Origin of the sequence: Polaromonas sp. CT11-55 (genome assembly GCF_047303325.1) — a bacterium.
Lineage (GTDB): Bacteria > Pseudomonadota > Gammaproteobacteria > Burkholderiales > Burkholderiaceae_C > Polaromonas.
In genome coordinates this window covers 1-22,213 of record NZ_JBKBEX010000039.1, presented here as the reverse complement: position 1 = coordinate 22,213, position 22,213 = coordinate 1, and the positions used below count along the sequence as shown (strand labels likewise).

The 22,213-nt window shown below is 65.8% G+C and carries 20 protein-coding genes; 15 read left to right on the top strand and 5 right to left on the bottom strand.

Annotated elements, in window-relative coordinates; genetic code table 11:
• The first annotated feature begins 42 nt into the window (after positions 1–42).
• From ACEN8I_RS22935 to ACEN8I_RS22925, 3 genes are all read left to right on the top strand, one after another.
• Positions 43–1,023: a Bug family tripartite tricarboxylate transporter substrate binding protein gene (locus ACEN8I_RS22935; RefSeq protein WP_413330944.1), complete on the top strand. Its 981-nt coding sequence runs from the start codon at positions 43–45 to the stop codon at positions 1,021–1,023.
• A gap of 268 nt (positions 1,024–1,291) precedes the next feature.
• Positions 1,292–2,902 (top strand): gamma-glutamyltransferase, encoded by a 1,611-nt coding sequence (ggt, locus tag ACEN8I_RS22930; protein WP_413330943.1) that lies wholly within the window; start codon positions 1,292–1,294, stop codon positions 2,900–2,902.
• A 10-nt stretch (positions 2,903–2,912) separates the two neighbouring features.
• Entirely contained in the window at positions 2,913–3,833 is a 921-nt protein-coding gene (locus ACEN8I_RS22925; protein WP_413330942.1) for a DMT family transporter, read from the top strand.
• Between the two features lie 3 nt (positions 3,834–3,836).
• On the opposite strand, the gene ACEN8I_RS22920 is transcribed toward ACEN8I_RS22925, so the two are convergent.
• Together ACEN8I_RS22920 and ACEN8I_RS22915 are read right to left on the bottom strand one after the other, a co-directional pair.
• Positions 3,837–4,883 (bottom strand): M48 family metalloprotease, encoded by a 1,047-nt coding sequence (locus tag ACEN8I_RS22920; RefSeq protein WP_413330941.1) that lies wholly within the window; start codon positions 4,881–4,883, stop codon positions 3,837–3,839.
• 33 nt (positions 4,884–4,916) lie between these two features.
• The gene (locus ACEN8I_RS22915) at positions 4,917–5,492 is read right to left on the bottom strand and encodes an SH3 domain-containing protein (protein ID WP_413330940.1); all 576 of its coding nucleotides are present in this window, start codon (positions 5,490–5,492) and stop codon (positions 4,917–4,919) included.
• 70 nt (positions 5,493–5,562) lie between these two features.
• Here ACEN8I_RS22915 and ACEN8I_RS22910 point away from each other — a divergent pair, with 70 nt between their 5' ends.
• The 9 genes from ACEN8I_RS22910 to ACEN8I_RS22870 all read left to right on the top strand — a co-directional run bounded on the left by ACEN8I_RS22910 (position 5,563) and on the right by ACEN8I_RS22870 (position 14,357).
• The gene (locus tag ACEN8I_RS22910; protein ID WP_413330939.1) at positions 5,563–6,357 is read left to right on the top strand and encodes an SDR family oxidoreductase; all 795 of its coding nucleotides are present in this window, start codon (positions 5,563–5,565) and stop codon (positions 6,355–6,357) included.
• A 10-nt stretch (positions 6,358–6,367) separates the two neighbouring features.
• Positions 6,368–6,736 (top strand): hypothetical protein, encoded by a 369-nt coding sequence (locus ACEN8I_RS22905; RefSeq protein ID WP_413330938.1) that lies wholly within the window; start codon positions 6,368–6,370, stop codon positions 6,734–6,736.
• 37 nt (positions 6,737–6,773) lie between these two features.
• Positions 6,774–7,817: a LacI family DNA-binding transcriptional regulator gene (locus tag ACEN8I_RS22900; RefSeq protein ID WP_413330937.1), complete on the top strand. Its 1,044-nt coding sequence runs from the start codon at positions 6,774–6,776 to the stop codon at positions 7,815–7,817.
• 113 nt (positions 7,818–7,930) lie between these two features.
• A complete protein-coding gene (locus ACEN8I_RS22895) occupies positions 7,931–8,944 on the top strand; it encodes a Bug family tripartite tricarboxylate transporter substrate binding protein (RefSeq protein ID WP_413330936.1) in 1,014 nt (337 codons plus the stop codon).
• A 3-nt stretch (positions 8,945–8,947) separates the two neighbouring features.
• On the top strand, positions 8,948–10,228 hold the full coding sequence (locus tag ACEN8I_RS22890) for a glucarate dehydratase family protein (protein WP_413330935.1): 1,281 nt from the start codon (positions 8,948–8,950) through the stop codon (positions 10,226–10,228).
• A 78-nt stretch (positions 10,229–10,306) separates the two neighbouring features.
• Entirely contained in the window at positions 10,307–11,458 is a 1,152-nt protein-coding gene (locus ACEN8I_RS22885) for an ABC transporter substrate-binding protein (protein ID WP_413330958.1), read from the top strand.
• Between the two features lie 55 nt (positions 11,459–11,513).
• Entirely contained in the window at positions 11,514–12,611 is a 1,098-nt protein-coding gene (locus ACEN8I_RS22880; protein ID WP_413330934.1) for an ABC transporter ATP-binding protein, read from the top strand.
• A 1-nt stretch (position 12,612) separates the two neighbouring features.
• A complete protein-coding gene (locus ACEN8I_RS22875; RefSeq protein ID WP_413330933.1) occupies positions 12,613–13,503 on the top strand; it encodes an ABC transporter permease in 891 nt (296 codons plus the stop codon).
• Entirely contained in the window at positions 13,500–14,357 is an 858-nt protein-coding gene (locus ACEN8I_RS22870) for an ABC transporter permease (protein WP_413330932.1), read from the top strand. The genes ACEN8I_RS22875 and ACEN8I_RS22870 overlap by 4 nt, the downstream gene beginning before the upstream one ends.
• Before the next feature lie 87 nt (positions 14,358–14,444).
• Here ACEN8I_RS22870 and ACEN8I_RS22865 read toward each other — a convergent pair whose 3' ends face one another.
• From ACEN8I_RS22865 to ACEN8I_RS22855, 3 genes are all read right to left on the bottom strand, one after another.
• Positions 14,445–16,427 (bottom strand): AAA family ATPase, encoded by a 1,983-nt coding sequence (locus ACEN8I_RS22865; protein WP_413330931.1) that lies wholly within the window; start codon positions 16,425–16,427, stop codon positions 14,445–14,447.
• A 13-nt stretch (positions 16,428–16,440) separates the two neighbouring features.
• Positions 16,441–16,677 carry a hypothetical protein gene (locus tag ACEN8I_RS22860; protein WP_413330929.1) on the bottom strand — a complete coding sequence of 79 codons (237 nt, stop codon included), beginning with the start codon at positions 16,675–16,677 and terminating at the stop codon, positions 16,441–16,443.
• A 336-nt stretch (positions 16,678–17,013) separates the two neighbouring features.
• Positions 17,014–17,913, bottom strand: a complete 900-nt coding sequence (locus tag ACEN8I_RS22855) for a DMT family transporter (protein WP_413330928.1) — start codon at positions 17,911–17,913, stop codon at positions 17,014–17,016.
• Positions 17,914–18,064: 151 nt separating this feature from the next.
• Between ACEN8I_RS22855 and ACEN8I_RS22850 the strand changes: the two genes are divergently transcribed.
• The 3 genes from ACEN8I_RS22850 to ACEN8I_RS22840 all read left to right on the top strand — a co-directional run bounded on the left by ACEN8I_RS22850 (position 18,065) and on the right by ACEN8I_RS22840 (position 22,001).
• The gene (locus tag ACEN8I_RS22850; protein ID WP_413330927.1) at positions 18,065–19,060 is read left to right on the top strand and encodes a quinone oxidoreductase family protein; all 996 of its coding nucleotides are present in this window, start codon (positions 18,065–18,067) and stop codon (positions 19,058–19,060) included.
• Positions 19,061–19,165: 105 nt separating this feature from the next.
• Positions 19,166–20,617, top strand: coding sequence for a DUF1800 domain-containing protein (locus tag ACEN8I_RS22845; RefSeq protein ID WP_413330926.1), 1,452 nt, complete (start codon positions 19,166–19,168; stop codon positions 20,615–20,617).
• Between the two features lie 25 nt (positions 20,618–20,642).
• The gene (locus ACEN8I_RS22840; protein WP_413330925.1) at positions 20,643–22,001 is read left to right on the top strand and encodes a DUF1501 domain-containing protein; all 1,359 of its coding nucleotides are present in this window, start codon (positions 20,643–20,645) and stop codon (positions 21,999–22,001) included.
• Positions 22,002–22,213: the final 212 nt, after the last annotated feature.

Genomic DNA, 22,213 nt, shown 5'->3' with positions numbered 1-22,213 from the left:
TCGCAAGGTAATCGGCGTTCAAAACCGTTGCACAATCGCTGAATGAAACGTAAACATATCATTCACCTCGCGGCAGTTTTTACCTCGGTTTTGGCGGCTGCCTTCGCGGGTCCCGCCATGGCCCAGAACTATCCCTCCAAGCCGATCCGCATGATCGTGCCTTTCCCGGCGGGCGGCGCGACCGACATCCTGGCGCGCGCGCTGTCGCAAAAACTCGGCGAAAAGATAGGCCAACCGGTGATCGTCGACAACCGGCCGGGCGCGGGCGGCACCATAGGCGCCGACACCGCCTCGAAGTCGCCGTCGGACGGCTACACCTTGCTGCTGGCCACCTCGAGCACGCACAGCATAGGCCCGGCCATCAACCCGAAAATTTCCTACAACGCCGAGACCGACTTCACGCCCATCGCCTATGTGGCGAGCTCGCCCAACGTGGTGCTGGTGCCCAATTCCTCGCCGTCCAAGACCATGCGCGAATTCATAGACCACGCGCGCAAGAACCCGGGGCGGCTGAACTATGCCTCCAGCGGCAACGGCACCATCGTTCACCTGACCAGCGAATACTTCAAGGCCCAGTCGGGCACCTTCATCCTGCACATTCCCTATCGCGGCACGGCGCTGGCCATGCCGGACCTGATCAGCGGCAAGGTCGACGTGCTTTTCGACTCCTTTGTCACCGGCATGCCCCATGTGCGGGACGGCAAGCTGCGCGTGCTCGCGGTCACCACGCTCAAGCGCACTTCGCTCGCGCCCGAACTGCCGACGGTGGCGGAAACCCTGCCGGGCTTCGAGTCGGTCACCTGGTTCGGCCTGTACGGCCCCAAGGGCATGCCGCCGGACCTGGTGGCCAAGGTCAACCAGGCCGTCAACGCCGCGCTGGCCGATGCCGACGTGAAGGACCGTTTCGCCCGGCTGGGCGCGGAGCCCACGGGCGGCACGCCTGCGGCCTTTGCGGCCATGGTCAAGGCCGATACCGCGAAGTGGAAGAAAATCATTGCCGAGCGGAAAATCACCGCGGATTGAGTCAGATTCATCCGCAGATTGATTCATCCGCAGATTTCGCAGATTTACGCAGATTAAAGAGAAGCGAGACGTATAAGGCTTTACAACGATGGGTACAGCTATGGCCATCCTTGGTGAACCTGAATATGAGTTTCCCAAGCCCGCGTTCCAAATACAGGCGCCTTGTTTTCAATCTGCGTAAATCTGCGAAATCTGTGGATATGAATTCTTCTGCGGATGGCGCAGACGTCCGCCCCTGCTTTGCCTCGCCTTCAACAGCCAGTCCAACATGAACTTCAATTTCAGCAACCCCTACACCTCCACCCGCCTGCCGCTGTTCGCGCGCAACGTTGTTTCGACCTCGCACCCGCTGGGCGCGCAGGCCGGCCTGCGCATGATGCTCAAGGGCGGCAACGCGGTGGACGCCGCCATCGCGGCCGCGGCCGCCATGGCCATCGTCGAGCCCGTAAGCAACGGCCTGGGCAGCGACGCCTTCTGCATCCTGTGGGACGGCAAGGAACTGCACGGCCTCAATGCCTCGGGCCGCGCGCCGCAAAGCTGGACGCCCGACTACTTCCGCCGCAAGTACGGTGCGGATGCCGCCACGCCACCCAAGCGCGGCATGGACGCGGTCACCGTGCCGGGCGCGGTTGCGAGCTGGGTGGCCCTGAGCGAGCGTTTCGGCAAGCTGCCTTTCGCCGACCTGATGGAGCCGGCGGTGGAGATCGCCGAACGCGGCTACCTGCTGCCGACCGTGGTGCAGCAGAAGTGGGCGGCCGCGACCGCCGAGCTGAAGTCGCAGCCCGGTTTTGCGCAGTCCTTCCTGCCCTGGGGCCGTGCGCCGAATGTCGGCGAGCTGTTCCAGTTCAAGGCCGCGGCCAAAGCGCTGCGCGCCATCGCCGAGACCAAGGGCGCGGCCTACTACGGCGGCACCATTGCCCAGGCGATTGAAAAGTTCTCGGCGCAAAACGGCGGCAGTATCACGGCAAAGGATTTTGAAAGCTACAAGCCCGAATGGGTCAAGCCGATAGGCAAGGACTACCGGGGCTACACCCTGCATGAGATCCCACCCAACGGCCAGGGCATTGCCGCGTTGATCGCGCTGGGCATCCTCGATAAATTCGACGTGGCCGGCCTGCCGGTCGACGGGGTGGATTCCCAGCATTTGCAGATCGAGGCCATGAAGCTGGCCTTCGCCGACGTTTACAAATATGTGGCCGAGCCTTCGTCAATGGCGGTGACGGCCGAGCAAATGCTCGATGACGCCTACCTCGCATCCCGTGCCAAACTCATCAACATGAAAAAGGCACAGGACTTCGGCGCGGGCAACCCCGTCAAGGGCGGCACGATTTACCTCACGGCGGCCGACGAGGACGGCATGATGGTGAGCTTCATCCAGAGCAACTACATGGGCTTCGGCTCGGGCTGCGTGGAGCCGGAGTTCGGCATCAGCCTGCAAAACCGCGGCCACGGCTTCAGCCTGCAGCCGGGCGCCAACCAGGTCGCGCCGGGCAAGCGGCCTTTCCACACCATCATCCCGGCCTTCCTGAGCAAGGACGGCCAGCCGGTCATGAGCTACGGCGTGATGGGCGCCAACATGCAGCCCCAGGGCCATATGCAGACGCTGGTGCGCATGCTGGACTACGGCCAGAACCCGCAGGCCGCCTGTGACGCGCCGCGCTGGCGCTACAACGCGGGCATGGAAATCAACGTCGAGGCGGCGATGGACGCGCGCACCGTGCAGGGACTGACGGAACGCGGCCACCGCGTGGAAGTCATCAACGACTCCTACCAGGACTTCGGCGCCGGCCAGTTCATCTGGCGCGCCGGCAATCCCAAGACCGAAGGTTATGTGGCGGCCAGCGATGCGCGGCGCGACGGCCAGGCCGTGGGTTTTTAAGCGGGCGATTTTGAGCAGCCCATCCAACACCGCCCCGACATCAGCGGCCCCCAAAAGCCTTGCGCCCGGCCTGCTGCTGGCCACCTTGGGCGCCATCGCCTTCAGCGGCAAGGCCATCATCGTCAAGCTGGCCTACCGCTACGGCGTGGACGCGGTCACGCTGATCATGTATCGCATGCTGTTCGCGCTGCCGATCTTCGCGCTGATGGCCTGGTGGGCCAGCCGCGGCAAGGCGCCGCTCACGCGCAAGGACTGGCTGGGCGTGCTGTGGCTGGGTTTCACCGGCTACTACCTCGCGAGCTTCCTGGACTTCGCCGGGCTGGCCTATATCAGCGCCTCGCTGGAGCGGCTGATCCTGTACCTCAACCCGACGCTGGTGCTGCTGCTTGGCCTTGTCATGTACAAGCGCCGCGTCAGCGCACCGCAGCTCATAGGTATGGCCATCAGCTATTGCGGCGTGGTGCTGGTGTTCGGCCACGAGATCACGCTGCAGGGCGCGGACGCGGCTTGGGGCGCGTTGCTGGTGTTCCTGAGCGCGGTCAGTTATGCGCTCTACCTGGTCTACAGCGGCGAGATGGTCAGGCGCCTGGGCTCGCTGCGCCTGGTGGGGCTGGCCACGACGGTGGCCTGCCTGTGCTGCCTGCTGCAATTCGTGCTGTTGCGGCCCTTGAGCGCCGCCGCCGTGGCGCCCGAGGTGATCTGGCTGTCGGTGCTCAATGCCACGCTGTGCACCGCCGCGCCCGTGCTCATGGTGATGATGGCGATTGAGCGCATAGGCGCGGGCATGGCCGCGCAGACCGGCATGGTGGGCCCCATGTCCACCATCCTGATGGGCGTGCTGATCCTGGGTGAGCCGTTTACCGCCTGGGTGGCGGCTGGGACGGTGCTGGTCATCGCGGGTATCTTCGTGTTCACCCGCGGTGGCCGCTGAGCGCTAGTTGGTTTTTTTCGCTGGTGCTTGTTTTGCTGGCGCTTGAGCAGTGGGCCGGCGGTTCGTACCGCTGATGCGTTGCGCCACCGTGACGGACGGCTGGCCGGCATAAGCGTCAAGCCGGGTTCCCATGGCCAGCTCGAGCTGGTTCAAGCGGGTTTGTGCCGGCGGGTGGGTGCTCAGCGACAGCGCGAACAGCGCGTCGTCGGGCGCGGCGGTGCGCAGCTGCTGCAGCACCGCGACCAGGCCGTAGGGGTCGAAGCCGGCGCGCGTGGCCAGGGCCACGCCAGTGCGGTCGGCGTCGAATTCATCCTGCTGGTCCAGGCCCTTGGTGTACATATTGCGGCCCAGCGCCAGCAGCTGCTGGGACACCATGCCGCCCAGATCGTTCTTGAGCTGCGAGCCGATCACTTGGGTCAGCAAGCCGGCGCGCGCGCTTTTGTTCAAGGCAATCAGGTGGTGCTTGGCGGTGACGTGGGTGATCTCGTGGGCCAGGATGCCGGCGAGCTCGCCCTCATCGGCCACGCGGTCTATCAGGCCCTTGGTGACGAAGACATAACCGCCCGGCGTGGCGAAGGCGTTGAAGCCTGGGTCGTCGAGGATGGCGAAGGTCCAGGGCAGGTCGGGGCGCGAGGACTGCAGGCTGATCCAGCGCCCCAGCTGGTTGATGTAGCGCTGCAGGGCTACGTCGGGATAAAGCGGCTTGCTGCCCAGCAGCACGGCGGCCAGCTGCTGGCCGATCTGGATTTCGCGCGGCTCATCGATCTGGTCCAGCGACTGCGATAGCAGCTTGAACAGGTCACCGCCCTGGGCGGCCTGTTGGCCGCCGGGCGTGAGGCTGGCGCCCAGCAGCGCGCCGGCCAGGCCCGAGGCGGTGTTGGGTTGCGCGGGCGCCGGCTGCGCGGGCTGGTTGGGTCGTATCAGCGACTGGAACAGGCCGCCCAGCGCCTTGCCGGCATCCTGGGCCTGGGCGCTGAAGGGCAGCACGGCCAGCAGGGCCAGTGCAAAGGCCGCTTGGCGCGCCGGTTTGGGAAGGTGGTGAAGATTCATGGCGATGCCTCTTGTCTCTTGTGTGTTTTTGTCTCAGCGGCTGTACGTTTCGGGTGCGGCGCCGCTGGGCGAGGCGGCCGGTGGGGCTGGTGTGGGCAGGGGGTCGACCTGGCGGCTGGTCAGCGAGGCGCTGCCGGCGAACTGCCGGGCCTGCGCGGCATTCACGCGGTTGGCGTCAGCTTGCGCCACGGCCGCGAGGTTGGGCTGCGCATTGGCCAGGTCTTCGGCGCCCAGGCCGCGTATGCCCACGGTGGAGGTGGACACCGTGCTCGAAGGCGCCTGCGCGCTGCCTTTGTTGAAAAAGCTTGAGAGGCTGCGCAGCGCGCCGCCGGCGGCGCCGCCCGAGGGGGCGCTGGCCGAAGTGATGTCGAACATGTGGACCCAGCCGCTGGTGCCGTCGGCCATGCGCACCTTGATCCAGGCGCCCTGGCGTTCGCCGAGCCGTGTCAGCGAGGTCTGTACCGGCAGCGGCGCCAGGCTGCGGGCCGAGTCGCCGGGCGCGTCGCGCAGCTGTGATTCGCGTTTGATCAGCACCGCCTCGCCTTGCGGCTGGGCCTGTGCCGGGGCGCCGAAGGTCAGCAGCAATGTGAGCAGGGGAGCGATAACCATCCCCGCCTGTGTTTTGTATTTACTCAGTATCATGAGCCGCTCTCCCCCGTGGTTGTAATGAGGAATTATTATGGATTTGGGTATTGCAGGCAAATGGGCGCTGGTCTGCGGCGCCAGCAAAGGTTTGGGCCTGGGCTGCGCACAGGCGCTGGTGCGCGAGGGCGTGCATGTGCTGATCGTGGCGCGTGGCGAGGACACGCTGAAGGCCGCCGCTGAAAAGCTCACGGCAGACAAGGCCAGGCCCGCCGGCACCAGCGTTCAATACGTGGCGGCCGACATCACCACCGTGCAGGGCCGCGCCGCCGTGTTCGCGGTGCGCAAGGACTTCGACATCGTGGTGACCAATGCCGGCGGCCCGCCGCCCGGCGACTTCCGCGACTGGGACCGCGATGCCTGGATCAAGGCGGTGGACGCCAACATGCTGACCCCCATCGAGCTCATCAAGGCCACGGTCGACGGCATGGCCGCGCGCGGCTTCGGGCGCATCGTCAACATCACCTCCAGCTCGGTCAAGTCGCCCATCGATGTGCTGGGCCTGTCCAACGGCGCGCGCAGCGGCCTGACCGGCTTTGTGGCCGGCGTGGCGCGCAGCAAGCTCGCGGCCCAGGGCGTGACCATCAACAACCTGCTGCCCGGTGCCTTCGACACTGATCGTTTGCGCGGCACCATGAGCGGCGCCGCGCAAAAGAGCGGCCAGCCGCTGGAAGCCATCATGGATGCGCGCCGCAAGAACATCCCGGCCCAGCGCTTCGGCACGCCCGAGGAATTCGGCGGCATATGCGCCTTCCTGTGCAGCACGCATGCCGCCTATATGACGGGGCAGAACGTGCTGGCCGACGGCGGGGCCTATTCAGGCACCTACTGAGCTTTGCGTTTTGAGCCTGGACTACCTCCACTTCGACTACGCGGAAGGCGATGACGGCACGGGCACGCTGGAGGCCATGGCCTCCACCTGGCCTGAGCAAGTGCCGGCCGTCCATGCGGAAGTTGTGCGGGTGCTGGCCTGGGCCCACGCGGAATTCCCGGGCCGGCGCGGCGCGCTGGAAGACGGCTTTGACTGGGACTACAACCTGCACGGCATGCGCGAGCTGACGGCGCCCGAGGCGCTGCTGTACGACGAGGCGGCAGGGCGCCTGGTGGTGCAGCCCGGCCCGCCCGGCAAGGCCCGGCACACGCTGACCCTGACGCTGAGCGGCAACGCCGGCTTTTGCGAGGCCTTCCGGCAACAGTTCGGCCTGGATTGAGCACGATGGGGCGCCAAGTTAGCGTTAACATCCGAGGATGAAATCACCCTCTGAGACGCTGCGCAAGGCCAAGCGCGCCCCGCGCCCCGGAACCGGCGGCATCACCCTGAGCGACGTGGCCAGCCTGGCCGGCGTGTCGGCCATCACGGTGTCGCGCGCGCTCAATACGCCGGCGGCGGTCTCGCCCGAAACCCTGGAGCGCGTGCGCAGCGCGATTTCGCGCAGCGGCTATGTGCCCAACCTGGTCGCCGGCGGCCTGGCGTCCAACCGCAGCCGGCTGGTCGCGGCCCTGGTGCCCACCATTGCCGGGCCGGTGTTCCTGGAAACCATACAGGCGCTGACCGACGCGCTGGCCGAGGCCGGCTGCCAGCTGATCCTGGGGCAAAGCGGCTACAGCGGCGCGCGCGAGGACGCGCTGATAGACGCCATCGTGGGCCGGCGGCCCGACGGCATCGTGCTGACCGGCATCATGCATTCGCCCGAAGGGCGCAAGCGCCTGCTGGCCTCGGGCATTCCCATCGTCGAGACCTGGGACATCACGCCCACGCCCATCGACATGATCGTGGGTTTTTCACAGGAGAAAGCCGGCGCCGAGGTGGCCGACTACCTGTACCGCAAGGGCTACCGCAGGCCGGCGCTGATCACCGCCGACGACCAGCGTGCCATGCTGCGGCGCTCGGGCTTTGAGCAGCGCTTCGCGGCCCTGGGCGTGGCCGCGATCCCGGCCTGCATGGTGCCCGCGCCGTCCTCGCTGGCCAACGGCCGCTCCGGCTTCGCGCAGCTGTGGGCGGAACATCCCGAAACCGACGTGGTGTTTTGCGGCTCGGACGTGATTGCGCAGGGCGTGGTCACCGAGGTGCAGGCCATGGGCCTGGCCGTGCCCGGCGACGTGGCGGTCATGGGTTTTGGCGACATGCCTTTCGCTGCCCACACCCATCCGGCACTCAGCACGGTGCGCATAGACGGCACCTCCATAGGCCGGCAGGCCGCGCGTTTCATCCTGGACCGCGTCGAAGGCCTGGACCCTGGCCCCAAGGTTCGCGACCTCGGGTTTTCCATAGTCGAAAGAGCCAGCGCCTGACTTGACGGGCCGGGTTTTGCTCTTTAACATCCTCATTTGTTAGCGCTAACATAACAACAATCAAAAGCGCGATCAAAAGCGCGATCAAAGCATAAATACCAGGAGACATCAGGATGAGCACTCACTTCACACGTCGCAAGGCGCTGGGCAGCCTCGGCGGCCTGGGCCTTACGGCACTTGCCGCGTCGCCGTTGTGCGCGCTGGCCGCCGACATTGCCACGCCGGGCTGGCCCACCAAGCCGATTTCGTATGTCGTGCCCTTCACGCCCGGCGGTTCCACCGACGTCATAGGCCGCACCCTGTCGCAAAAACTCTCTGACACCCTGGGCCAGCCGATGGTGGTCGACAACAAACCCGGCGCGGCCGGCGCCGTGGGTGCGGGCTACGTCGCCAAGGCCAAGGCCGACGGCTACACGCTGCTGGGCGGCACCATCAGCACCCACGCCATCAATGCCAGCCTCTACAAAAACCTGCCCTACGACCCAGTGAAGGATTTCGAGCCGGTCTCACTGGTGGCCATGCTGCCCAATGTGCTCATCGTCAACCCGGCGCTGGGCCTCAATTCAGTGGCCGACCTGGTGGCGCTGCTCAAGCGCGACCCCAGCAAGCGCTACTTCGCCTCCTCGGGCGCGGGCACCTCCACACACCTGGCGGGCGAGATGTTCGCTGAGCTGATAGGCGTGCCGCTCTCGCACGTGGCCTACAAGGGCACGCCGCCCGCGATGATGGACGTGGTGGCCGGCCAGGTGCCGTTCATGTTCGACCAGATGACGGCCGCCGTCTCGCTGGTGCAGGCCGGCAAGCTCAAGCTGCTGGCCGTGACCACCGGCAAGCGCATCGCGCTGGCGCCCGAGTTGCCCACCATGATCGAGTCGGGCATTCCCAAATTCGAGATGTCTTCGTGGCAGGCGGTTTACGCGCCCAAGGGCACACCGCGGCCCATCGTGCAGCGCCTCAATGCAGAGATCACCAAGATCCTCAAGACGCCTGATGTGATCGCCAAGCTGCACGACCAGCTCGGCATGGAAATCATCGCCAGTTCACCCGACGAACTCGCCGCCCATATGAAAACCGAAATCGCGCGCTGGGCCGAACTGGTCAAAAAATCCGGAGCCACGGCAAGCTGACACATGAGAAACAAAGACATCCGCATCACGCACGCCCGCGTCACGCCCATCGCCTTTCGCGACGGGCCGCTGCTCAACGCCAGCGGCATCCACGAGCCCTGGGCGCTGCGCAGCATCATCGAACTGGAAACCTCCGACGGCCGCCTCGGCATTGCCGAAACCTATGGCGACGCGCCCATGCTGCTGGCACTGGAGCAGGCACGCGCCCTGGCCGTGGGCCTGTCGCCCTTTGACCTCAATGTGATGGAGCAGCGCGTGCGCGCCAGCATCAAGCCGGTGCAGGGCGGCGGCGTGCAGTTTGAGCTCGCCCCGGGCTCGCATACCGCCAAGAATGCCGAGAAAGTCATCAGCGCGCTCGAAGTCGCGATGCTGGACCTGCAGGGCCAACTGCTGAACCTGCCGATCTGCGATTTGCTGGGCGGCGCGGTGCGCGACACCGTGCCCTACAGCGCCTACCTGTTTTACAAATATGCCGAGCATGTGGACAAACCCTATGCGCCCGACGCCTGGGGCGAGGCCGTGACGCCCGAGCAACTGGTGAAGCAGGCCCAGGCCATGGTGGGCCAGTACGGTTTTAAAAGCATCAAGCTCAAGGGCGGCGTGTTCACGCCGGCAGAGGAGATCGCCGGCATCAAGGCCTTGCGCAAAGCCTTCCCGACGCACCCGCTGCGCCTGGACCCGAATGCCAACTGGTCGCTGCAGACCAGCATAGATGCCGCGCCCGAACTCGACGAACTGCTCGAGTATTACGAAGACCCGACGCCGGGCCTCGAAGGCATGGCCGAACTCAGCAAACATTGCCGCAGCCCGCTGGCCACCAACATGGTGGTCACCACCATGGACGAGTTTCGCCGTAACGCCTCGCTGAATGCGGTGAAGATCCTGCTGTCGGACCACCACTACTGGGGCGGCCTGCGCGCCACGGCCTCGCTGGCGCGCATGTGCGAAGTCTTTGGCATGGGCATGTCCATGCACTCGAACTCGCATCTGGGTATCAGCCTGATGGCCATGACGCATGCGGCGGCGGCCATTCCCAACCTGACCTATGCTTGCGATACGCACTACCCCTGGCAGGAGGAGGAAGTCATCAAGGGCGGCCGTATCCAGTTTGAGCAGGGCGCTGTCAGGGTACCGACAGCACCGGGCCTAGGCGTGGAACTCGACCCGGCCAAACTGGTCGAACTGCACCAGCAATACCTGGCTTGCGGCATACGCAACCGCAACGACCTGGCGCAGATGCGCAAGTACCAGCCGGGGTTTTCCGGCATCAGCCCGCGTTTTTAAGAGGCCGCCACGAGCCTCGTGTTTTCAGTCCACAGCAACAACGAAGGAGACAAGACCATGACGAAGTTCAAACATTTGATGTCCCGCCTGGGAGGGGGCCTGCGGGCCGCCGGCATCCTGGCAGCGCTCGCGGGCGCGGCCCATGCGGAGCCGGTAACGCTTAACGTCGTCGACGTGGCGGGCAACCTCGCGCTCACGCAGGAAGCGCTGGAAAGTTTTGCGGCCAAGAATCCCAACCTGGTGTCGCGCATCACCTTCACCAAGGCCCCCGCGCCCGAGCTGCCCGGAAAAATCCGCGCCATGCAGGCGGCGGGCCGCACCGACATCGACCTGGTGCTGACCGGCACCGACGCGCTGGCTGCCGGCATGGCGCTCAACCTCTGGGAGCCCATGCTGCCCGCGCATGCCGCCAAGTTTCCCAATCTGATGGACAACTACCTGCCCAGCGCCCGCAAGATGCAGGACCTGGCCAACGGCCAGGCCGTGATGGTGACCTATATGCCCGCGGGCCCGCTGCTCGAGTACAACCCCGACAAGGTCAAGGCGCCGCCCAAGACACCGGCCGAGCTGCTGGCCTGGTGCAAGGCCAATCCCAACAAGCTGATCTATGCGCGCCCCGCCAACTCCGGCCCGGGCCGCACCTTTTTGATGGGCCTGCCCTACCTGCTGGGCGACAAGGATCCCAAAGAGCCCCTGGCCGGCTGGGACAAGACCTGGGCCTACCTGAAGGAACTCAACAGCTGCATCGAGTACTACCCCACCGGCACCGGCGCCGTCATGAAGGAACTCGGCGAAGGCTCGCGCGACATGACCGTCACCGTGACCGGCTGGGACATCAACCCGCGCGCGCTGGGCGTGGTGCCCAAGCAATTCAAGGTGGCGGCGCTCAATGGCTTCACCTGGATCAACGACGCCCACTACATGGCCGTGCCCAAGGGCTTGCCGCCGGCGCGCCAGGCGGCCGTGATGGAGCTGATGGCCTATCTGCTCAAGCCCGAACAGCAGGCGCTCACTTATGACTCCGGTTATTTCTACCCCGGCCCGGCCGTGAAAAACGTGCCGCTGACCGCCGCGCCGCAAAAGAGCCAGGACATCATCAAGGAATACGGCCGCCCCGAGTACGCCGACTGGATCGCCAAGCAGCCGCACACCCAGCCGCTGGACGACAAGGCCATGGTTGCCGCTTTCAAGAAATGGGATCAGGAAATCGGCTCGGGCAAGGGTAAATAAAAGCCGGCTCTAAATAACAAGGCGCCCGCGCCGCGGGCCAAAAAAGGTTTTTGACATGGTGATGCCAAACACCACGGGACGGCCCGTGGAAAAAAACGAGTTCAAGCAGCTGCGCCTGGAGGGGGTGAGCCGCCAGTTCGGCGGGGCCAATGCGCTGGACCAGCTGTCGCTGACCATAGAGCGCGGTGAGTTCATCGCGTTGCTGGGCCCCTCGGGCTGCGGCAAGTCCACCGCGCTCAACTGCATGGCGGGGCTGCTGCCGCTGTCGGGCGGCAGCATCTGGCTGGACCAGCAGCGCATAGACACGCTCCCGCCGGAAAAGCGCGGCTTCGGCATGGTGTTCCAGAACTACGCGCTGTTCCCCCACCTCACGGTCAGCCGCAATGTAGGCTTCGGCCTGAAGATGCGCGGCGTGCCGGCGGCCGAGATCGACAGGCGCGTGGCCGCGGCGCTGGACACGGTGCAGCTGCAGGGCCATGCGGACAAGCTGCCCGGCCAGCTCTCGGGCGGGCAGCAGCAGCGCGTGGCGATCGCGCGCGCCATCGTCATCGAGCCGCCGCTGATCCTGATGGACGAGCCGCTGTCCAACCTGGACGCCAAGCTGCGCATTGAAATGCGTTCCGAGATACGCCGCATTCACCGCGCCCAGGGTTGTTCCACCGTTTACGTGACGCACGACCAGGACGAGGCGCTGGCCATGGCCGACCGCGTGGTGGTGATGAAGCTTGGCGTGGTGCAGCAGGTCGGCACGCCGCAGGAGGTGTTTGCGCGGCCGGCCACGCTGGATGTGGCGCGCTTCATGGGCTACCGCAATGTGCTGCCGGCCCGCGTGCTGCGCGCGGATGGTGCCAGCGTCACGGTCGAAGGCGCGGGCGGCGTGCACCTGGCGGGCACGGCCATGCAGGCTTTGCCCGCGGGCGCCACCGTGATGGTCGCCGTGCGGCCCGACGAAATCTCGATTGCCGAGGGCGAGCATGCTTTCCCCGGCACCGTGGAAACCGCGGAATACGGCGGCCGTGAATGGTTGCTCCAGGTCAGGACGGCCTTCGAGGATTTGCTGTACGTGCGCGCCGCGCGCGCCGTCACGCCGGGCGACACCGTGATGTTGGCCGCGGCGCCCGAGCGGGTGCTGGTCTATGCGGAGGAGTCCTGAGATGGCCGCGCTCGCCACGCCGACACCCGCCGCCCAGCATGCGCGCCCGCCGCTGGACCCGGCCGTGATGCTGGTCGCGCCGGCGGCCGCGGTGATGATCATGTTTTTTGTCTATCCCTTTGCCTACGGCCTGTTGCTGTCTTTCCAGCCGGCGCAGGGCGGGGTGCTGCAGAACTACATCCACTTTTTCCAGACGCGCGACCTGTGGCAAACCATAGGCAACACCCTGCAGCTGGCGCTGCCGGCCACGCTCATCAATGTCGGCCTGGCGCTCGCGATCGCCTATGCCACGCGCGTCAAAAGCCCTTACCAGCGCCTGCTGTCCACCCTGCTGGTGGTGCCGCTGACCCTGGGCACGGTGCTGATCGCCGAAGGCATGCTGACCTATTTCGGCCCGCGCGGCTGGCTGGCGCAGGCACTGCACTGGCTGAACCTGTATGAGGGCTCGATACGCCTGACGCACAACTACTGGGGTGTGCTGATCTCGCTGGTCATCACCGGTTTTCCGTTCGCCTACCTGCTGATCCTTTCCTACATCACCGGTATAGATCCGGCACTGCCACGCGCCGCGGCCACGCTGGGCGCCGACGGCTGGAACCGCTTTCGCTACATCTATTTGCCGCTGCTGACGCCGGGCCTGGTGATGGCCTTCTGCCTGAGTTTTGTGCAGGCCTTCTCGGTCTTCCCGTCCGCGGTGCTGCTGGGCTCGCCGGCCGGCACCACGCGCGTGATCGCCATTGCGGCCTACGAAGCCGCCTTTGAGCAGTACGACTATTCGCTGGCCTCGGCCGTCGCCATGATCATGGGCCTGGCCCAGCTGGCCATTGTTGCCGCGGCCCTGGGCTTGCGCCGGCTGTTTTACCGTGGCCCCGTCACCGGAGGCAAGGGATGAGCGCAGCAGCACACGATTCCCACCCGCTGCGCGACCGCGCCTGGCGCGCGCTGGTTTGGGGCGTCATCGCTTTCTTCCTGGTCAACGTCGGCCTGCTGATCCTCGCGGTCGCCACCAACTCGGTGGCCACGCGCTGGCTCGGCACCTGGCTGCCCGAGGCCTACACCACGGCCTGGTATGTGTCGGCCTGGAAGGAATTCCAGCTCAGCCATGTGCTGCTGGTCACCGTGGTGGTGGTGTTCTCGGTGGTCTTTCTGTCGCTGTTGATCGGCGTGCCGGCCGCCTACACGCTGGCGCGCAAGGACTTTCGTGGCAAGAAGCTGCTCACGCTGCTGTTCCTGCTGCCGCTCATGGTGCCGCCCATTACCTACGGTATTCCGCTGGCCACCGTGATGTACCAGCTGCACCTGGCAGGCACCCTGCCGGGCGTGATCATCGCCAACATGATCCCGGCGCTGCCGTTTGTGATCCTGGTGATGACGCCTTTTGTCGAGCAGGTGGACACCAACATCGAATCGGCCGCGCGCGTGTTCGGCGCCAATACGCGGCAGATGTTTATCTACACCCTGGTGCCGTTGCTGGCGCCCGGCGTGCTGGCGGCCGGCCTGCTGGTGCTGGTGCGCACGGTGGCCATGTTCGAGCTGACCTTCCTCGTCGCCGGCCCCGACACGCAGACCCTGGTGGTCGCGCTTTACTACGCGGTGTTTGCTGCCGGCGTGCGCGCCGGGCAGTCGGTGGACGCCATGGCCATGATTTACATGGCGATCACGGTGCTGTGGCTGCTGATCGCACTGCGCTTTGTGAACCCCACGCAACTGGTCAGCCGTGTGAAGGAGCATCCGGTCAAGGGTTGATCACGGCAGTCAAAAGTTTCCGTTGGTGGAAATTGGGCACGGCGGGCAGCATGGGCTGCTCTCCGTGCTTTTTTTTGCCCGGGCCCGTTATTCAAGCGACACCTCCAGGGTCGCCGTCTCGCCACGCACCCGCCGCATCAGCTCGTGCTGCAGGCTGAACACCTGCAGCTGCTCCGCATAGGGCATGAGCATGCGCTCTTCGCTCGCGATGCCCACACCCAGCAGGCCGGCCATTTTTTCCTTGCTCACCTGCCCCTGTGCCAGCAGCTCGTCCACGATTTGCAGCAGCAGTGCCGAATCGGCCGCGAGCAGCTCGCGGGCGCGCGCGTAGGCCTGCGTGAGCAGGGCTTCTATCTCGGCATTGGTCGGCGCCACATCGGTGTTGAGGTTTTCATCGGTGCTGTCGGTCACGTCGGTGCGGCTCAGCCGGCTGCCGAAACCGAAGTGGCGCACAAAACGGGCGGCGAGCGCGGTGGCGTTCTTGAAGTCGCTTTCGCTGCCGGTGGTGCAGGCGTCCTCGCCGAACACCAGGGCCTCGGCGGCGCGTCCCGCCAGGCCCACGCAAAGTCGGTCCAGGCAGCTTTGCCGCGATTCGGCCTTCATGCGCACATAGCTGTTGTAGCCGCCCTCGAAAGAGGCCACATTGATCTTGACCTCCTGCGGCGCATGGCCGAACAGCCGCGCGTAGGCCAGGCCGTGGCCCGCCTCGTGCACGGCCAGCAGGGCCCGGAAGTCCGGGCTGGCGCGCTGCTTGAGCTGGTTGAGCTCCAGCGGCACGGGGTAGCTGATGCCGGGGCCGTCCTCGCCCAGGCTGACGCGCAGGGATTGTGTGGCGGCGTCCAGGCTGACGTACAGCGTGGCGTCCTCCGGCACGTCCTGCTCCAGGGCCCACAGCGCGGCATTGACCAGCGGCGCGCTCAGGATGGCGTGGATGGACGAGAACAGCGGGCGCGTGCCCTGGGCGGGAAACACAGCATTGGCATAAATGCCCTGGTAGACCGATTCATGCAGCTCAAACGACAGCCCGGCGCCGGCCCGCATTTCGTCGGTATAGCGCGCGCAGGTGCCGCGGATCAGCCGCTCATAGGTGGCCTGGCTCAGAGAGGGATAGATCACGTGGTTGTTGCCAAGCCTGGCGATCTGCTCGGGTTTGAAGCGTTCGCCCAGCGCCTTCTTGACGTCAATCATCGACAGCTTTTTGGTCATCGTGTGGAAGATATCGGCGTCGGTGTCGCAGTCTTCCACGCGTTGGGCCATGCCTTCGTACATCTCGTCGAGGTTGCCCGAGACGATGATGAGCAGGCGACTGTAGTCGGTCTCCCAGGACTCGGTCGACGCCCTGAAGTCCAGCATGCGCTCTTGCAGCTGCTGGGGTGTCCAGGTCATGATCTCCTGCAGCGGCTCCTTGAGCTTGAGGCTTTGCTTGAACTCCTGGGCCTGGTAGGGCGAGAGGGCAAACTTCAGCTTTTTGGGCGGGACGCCGTCGACGGGCTTGGCTTCCTCCTTGCCCTCGCGCTCATGCTCGTACAGCGAGTAGGCCAGCGACGCTTCAAGCTCCTGCAGAAAGGACAGCGAAGGCGGCAGGCGCCCATCGGACAGCAGTTGCCAGACGTCCTGGTAGCGCTTGACGGCGAAGTCCTTGCCTTTTTCGTCAACGGTGCGAAAGCGCTGGAACTCGTCGAGTACCAGCATGCCGGGCTCGCCCTCGGCGATGCCGGACTCCGCCAGCATGGCGCTGATGGAGTCGGCGCTGCGCCAACTGCTGCCGTTGCTGAAGCCGTCCATCTGCACTTCGACGAAGCGGTCGTAAAAGCCCAGCTTTTGCGCCAGGCTGCGCGTGAGCTGGGTCTTGCCGGTGCCGGTCAGGCCCCAGAGGCAGACGATCACCGGGCGGCGGATGATGTGGGGCAGCACATACCAGGCGCGGATCGATTCGATCACCCGGTCGATGATGTCGTCGATGCCGAAGAGCTCGGTCTTCAGCTCGGCGGCGACCAGGGCCAGGTGGGCGCTGCGCTCGCGCATCAGCTCAGGCGGTACGCGGGCTGCGGCTACCGTCTCGGTTGTCATATCGTTCTTCATGTCAGTCAATCAATCTTTTGAGGGCTTTTTGCAAAGCCACGGTTTCAGCCCGGCGGTTGGCGCCGTTGCTGCGAATATGTTTGCCTGCCGCAGACGTGGCGGCACGCTGGGCGAGGGCCCGCACCACGGGGTTGCGCGGGGCGGGCAGCTGCAGGGTCAAGGCAAGCGGCTGCTTCATGCGCCGCAAATGCTTGACCTTGCCGGCGGCAAAGTCACGGGAAAAAGTTTTAGCACTCATGTGCGCTCCAGAAAGCAAAAAACCCCGGCGAAAAATCAGCCTGGGGTTTGGCGGAGCGCGCTTCACACGTGAATGCACGGCACCGACCGCCCGCAGGGCTGGGTGTGGTTGGCACCACATCCAGCCGGGGGCGGTGGAGGGTGCGTCAGGTGTGAGTGAACAAGGTCATGGTCTTTAGGGCTTCAAGGGATAAACCGTACAAGGGTGCTCGTTGTGCGGTGGCTCAAAGCAAGGAAGGGATTCTGAAGAGGCCGCGCGGGCTTGGCAAGTTTTACGCGGCGGTTTTTCGCAAAGTGTTGTGAAAATCAAACCCCTGCTGCGGCATTGCGGTTCACCTCAGCGCCGCGACGACACCACAATGCCGCCCACGATCAGCACAAAGGCTACCGCGTGGTAGAGGTGAGGCAGCTCGCCGAGAAAGGCGGCCGAGAGCAGAGCGGCGAACAGCGGCGTGAGGTTGGAGAAAAAGCCGGCGATGGCCGGACCGACGCGCTGCACGCCCATGCCCCAGCAGCGATAGGCGATCACCGCGGGCCCGACGGCCACGTACAACAGGGCCGCGGCCAGCGGCCAGCCCCAGGCGATGTGCGCATCGGTCAGCGCCCATTCGCCGGCGGCGAAAGCGCCCGACCAGCCCAGGCCGAACACGATTTGCGCCATCAGGAAGGCTGCCCAGTCGCCGCGAATCTCCCTGGGCTCCCTGGGTTGCGACAGCAGCCAGCTGTAAAACGCCCAGGCCAGCGTGGCCAGCAGCACGTAGAGATCGCCAGGCACCAGCTGCACCTGCATCAACAGCTCCCATTGGCCGCGCGAGAGCACTACCAGCACGCCGGCAATCGACAGCACGGCACCGGTGAACTGGCGCCGCGACACCGGCTGGCCGAAGCACAGCGCGCCCACCACCAGCATCCAGATGGGTACGCTGGAAGCCACCAGCGTGACGTTGAGCGGTGTGGAGGTCTTGAGCGCCAGGTATTGCAGCGCGTTGTAGCAGCCCACACCCAGCAGGCCGATCACGGCGAAACGCTTCCAGTGGGGCCAGAGGCCGCTGCCGGGCCTGAGCAGGCGCCAGGCCAGCGGCAGCAGGATCACAAAGGCCAGGGCCCAGCGCAGGAAGTTGAGCGTCATGGGCGGCACCAGGCCGGTGACCAGGCGGCCCACCACGGCATTGCCGGCCCAGAGCATGGGAGGAAGCACCAGCAGCGAGGCGGTGGCTGGAGTCAGGCGCTGGGTCATGCGGGGACTTTAGCAAGCGCCGGTGTTTTCCGCCGGCGGGCCGGGAATAGGCTCCTGCATCTGCGGCCCATTTCGATTCGTGGCACCATGGCAGCCACACTTTTTTGTCTTCATTTCGTTTTTATTTTTCCCCTCTGCAAGGAACACCCCCATGGCCTCATATCCCTCCAAAGCCGTACACATCAACCAGCATGGCGGTCCCGAAGAGCTCAGGCTGGTGGACGTCACGGTGGGCGAGCCCGGCCCGGGCGAGATACGCATACGCCACAAGGCCGTGGGCCTCAATTACATCGACGTCTACCAGCGCAGCGGCGTCTACCCCTTTGCCATGCCGCTGCAGCTGGGCATGGAGGCCTCGGGTGTCGTCGAGGGCGTGGGCGAGGGCGTGACCCACCTCAAGGCCGGCGACCGCGCGGCCTATGCCAGTCAGCCGCCCGGCAGCTACTGCGAACTGCGCGTGATGCCGGCCAAGTGCGTGTGCAGGCTGCCCGACGCGATCTCGTTCGAGACCGGCGCGGCCATGATGCTCAAGGGCCTGACCACCCAGTACCTGCTGCGCCGCACCCAGCCGCAGGGCGGCCTGCAGGCCGGCGATTACGTGCTGTTCCACGCGGCCGCCGGTGGCGTGGGCCTGATCGCCTGCCAGTGGGCCAGGGCCATGGGCCTGCAGCTCATAGGCACGGCGGGCTCCGACGAAAAATGCGCGCTGGCCCTGTCGCAGGGCGCGGCCTTCGCCATCAACTACACGAAAGAAGACTTCGTGGCCCGCGTCAAGGAAATCACCGGCGGCAAGGGCGTGAAGGTGGTGTACGACTCGGTGGGCAAGGACACTTTCATGAAGTCGCTGGACTGCCTGCGCCCTTTCGGCCTGCTGGCCAACTTCGGCAATGCTTCGGGCAAGACGCCGCCGCTGGACATAGGCGTGCTGGCGGCCAAGGGTTCGCTCTATGTTTCAAGGCCCACGCTGTTCACCCACATCGCCACGCGCGAAGTCACCCAGGAAATGGCCGATGACCTGTTCGCCATGGTGACCAGCGGCAAGCTCAACATCCCGATCGACCAGCGCTTTGCCCTGGCCGATGTGGCCGAGGCCCACCGAGCCCTGGAAGCCCGCAAGACCACGGGCTGCACCATCCTGACGCTGTAAGCCGGGACGGGGCGCGGGGGGCCTGGCGTAATCCTGTGTAAAGCTGCGGGCGGCATTCAACGCAAGGCGCTGTGCATGCGTTACAAGGAGTCGCAGGAGAAAAACATGCCCACAGCGACAATCACCAAGGCTGGCCTGTTCGCGGCCTTGCTGGCCGGCTTGGCCGGCCCCGCGGCGCAGGCCGAAGGACAAACCGAAGCCATACCTCCCACGGCCAATCTTTCGGCCACCTGGCGCGCCGCCTCGCGCCTGGGCTATGCGCCCACGCCGGCCTGGCCGCAGGCCGCCACGGCGTCACCGCGCGCCTGGGCACTGCAGCAGCTCGATGCCGCCTACGCCGCGAGCAAGCGCCCACCCACCCTTCCCGCGGACCTCGCGGGCATCAACGCGCCGATCGGCGACATCGCGCGCAGCTTCCAGGCTGAGCGCGAGAGGCGCCGGACCGCGCGCGAAACACCCAAACCCGGCATGGCCGCCGCCTCCGCCAATGCCGGCGCGGGCGATGAAAAATTCAGCCGCGAGATGGCACAGGGTGCGGCCGCCTGGCGGCTGATGTCCTGCAGCGACCCGGCACTGGAAAACCCGCTGCTCGCGCGCATGACCGAGTTCTGGTTCAACCACCTCAATGTGTTTGTCGGCAAAGGCCCGGTGCGGCCCTTTGTCGGCCACTATGAGATCAACGTGATACGCGCCCACGCCCTGGGCCGCTTTGAAGACCTGCTGCTGGCCAGCGCCAAGCACCCGGCCATGCTGTTCTACCTGGACCAGGCGCAAAGCAACAGCCGCGGCCTCAATGAAAACTACGCGCGCGAGCTCATGGAGCTGCACACCCTGGGCGTGAACAGCGGCTACACGCAAAAAGACGTGCGGGAGCTGGCCCGCATCCTGACCGGCTGGACGGTCAACCTCAAGGACGGCGAAGGCTTTCGCTTTGCCGAGCGGCTGCACGACAAGGACAGCAAGGTGTTGCTGGGTCGCACCTTCGGCAACGAAAGCGTGGCCGAGGGCGAGGAGGCCATACGCTACCTGGCGCGCCGGCCCGAGACGGCGCGTCGTGTGGCTAGCCGGCTGGCAACTTTTTTTGTAGCCGACAAACCGCCGCCCGCGCTGGTGGCCCGGCTGGCCGCCGTGTTTACCGACACCCAGGGCGACCTGCGCGCGGTGATGCGCAGCCTGATCGAGTCGCCGGAGTTCTGGGCCAAGGACAACCAGCTGTTCAAGACCCCGCTGGACTTTGCCTGCTCGGCGCTCGCCGCGGCCGGCGGCGTCAGGGACAGGCGCGACATAGGCCAGACCCTGGGCTTTCTCGCGCAGGCCGGCCAGCCCATGCACGGTTGGCAGACACCCGACGGCTACAAGACCGACGCCAACACCTGGCTCGCGCCCGAGGCGCTGACGCGGCGCGCCGACTACGCCGTGGGCCTGGCCCAGCGCACGGCCGAGCCGGCCTACCTCAACGCTTTTTTCAGCGTCGCGACGCGCGAGCGCATCGCCCAGGAGCCCGCGCAGATGCGCACCGGCCTGATGCTGGCCAGCCCCGATTTCATGCGTAAGTAAATCAATAAACCGCGCGAGGATAGCCATGGACCCCATTCCTTCTTTATCGGTCAACCTGCTGCAACGCCGAAGCCTGCTGGGCATGGGCGCCCTGTCCGCCCTGTCGCTGGCGGTGCCCGGCGTGTGGGCGCAAGCTGTGCCCGGCTTGGGCAACGGGCGCCTGGTCGTGGTTTTCCTGCGCGGCGCTTATGACGGCCTGTCGGCTTTTGTGCCTTATGCGGACAAGGACTACTACGCGCTGCGCCCCAATATCGCGATCGCCGCGCCCGACGGCACGGCGCAAACCGCCATCAAGCTCGATCGGACCTTTGCGCTGCACCCTGTGCTGGCGCCGCTCCTGCCGCTGTGGCAGCAAGGCGTGCTCGGCTTTGTGCCCGCAGCCGGCCTGCCTGCGCCTAACCGCTCGCACTTTGATGCGCAGTACCAGATGGAAATCGCGCAGAGTGGCAAGACCAGCAGCGCGCCCGGCTGGTTGAACACCACGGCGGGGATCGACAAGGCCGCAGCGAGCGGCGCGGTCGCGCTCGGTGTGGGTGAGGCCAATCCCGCCATCCTGGCCGGCCAGGCCTCCGCCGTGCGCCTGATTCCGCGCGGCCAGTCGGCCGAACGCACCGGCGTGCTGGGCAACGACAAGACCCGCCAGGCGCTGATGGACTTGTATGGCGGCGACGACAAACTCAGCGAAGCCTTTCGACAGGGCGCGGGCAGCCGCATGCAGAGCGCGCAGGAACTCACTGAACAAAGAACTGCCAGGGCCGAAAAGATGGCGCAGGACGCCAAACGCATGGCCGACAGAAAGCTGGACCGGGACGGCGCGCCCGCCAACCAGCAGGCCCTGAACGCGCAAATGCTGGCTGCCAGCAACGGCGCGGCCGACCCGGTGGGCCTGCAGCTCGATGCCCAGCACCTGGGCACGCTGATGCGCAACGACCGAAAACTGCGGCTGGGATTTTTATCGGCCGGCGGCTGGGACACCCACGCCAACCAGGGGGCGGCCACAGGCCAACTCGCCAATAACCTGGGCAACCTCGCGCGCGGCATCGCGCAGTTGCGGCAAGATTTTTCGGAGCCTGGCGACGTGGTCGTGGTGATGAGCGAGTTCGGCCGCACCAGCGCGGAGAACGGCACCCGCGGGACGGACCACGGGTTTGGGAACGCCATGTGGCTCATGGGGAGCCGGGTTGCCGGCGGGCGCTGGCATGGGCTATGGACCGGCCTTTCTCACCTTAATGAAGGCCGGGACCTTCCTGCGCATCATGACTATCGCGCCGTGCTGGCGCAGGTTCTTCGTGGCGCCTTTGCGTTCGGCGATTCGCAATTGGCGGAGGTGTTGCCGGGGGCGAAGTGGGATAAGAGGTTGGATGGGGTTTTTAATAAGGCCTGATGTTTGAGTGAGTGCTCTTGGCTGAGGCTTGCTGGCCGGGGTTGCCCGGCGGCAAGTAACTTTCTTTTGCTTCGCCAAAAGAAAGTCACCAAAGAAAAGGCGACCCGCGGTCTGGGTCCCCTGCGCTTCGCTACGGGGCAACCTGCGGTGCTCGACTACGGCGGGGTCTCGCGCAAACTCGCCTTCGGCTCAGACAAGCGCGATCCCTGATC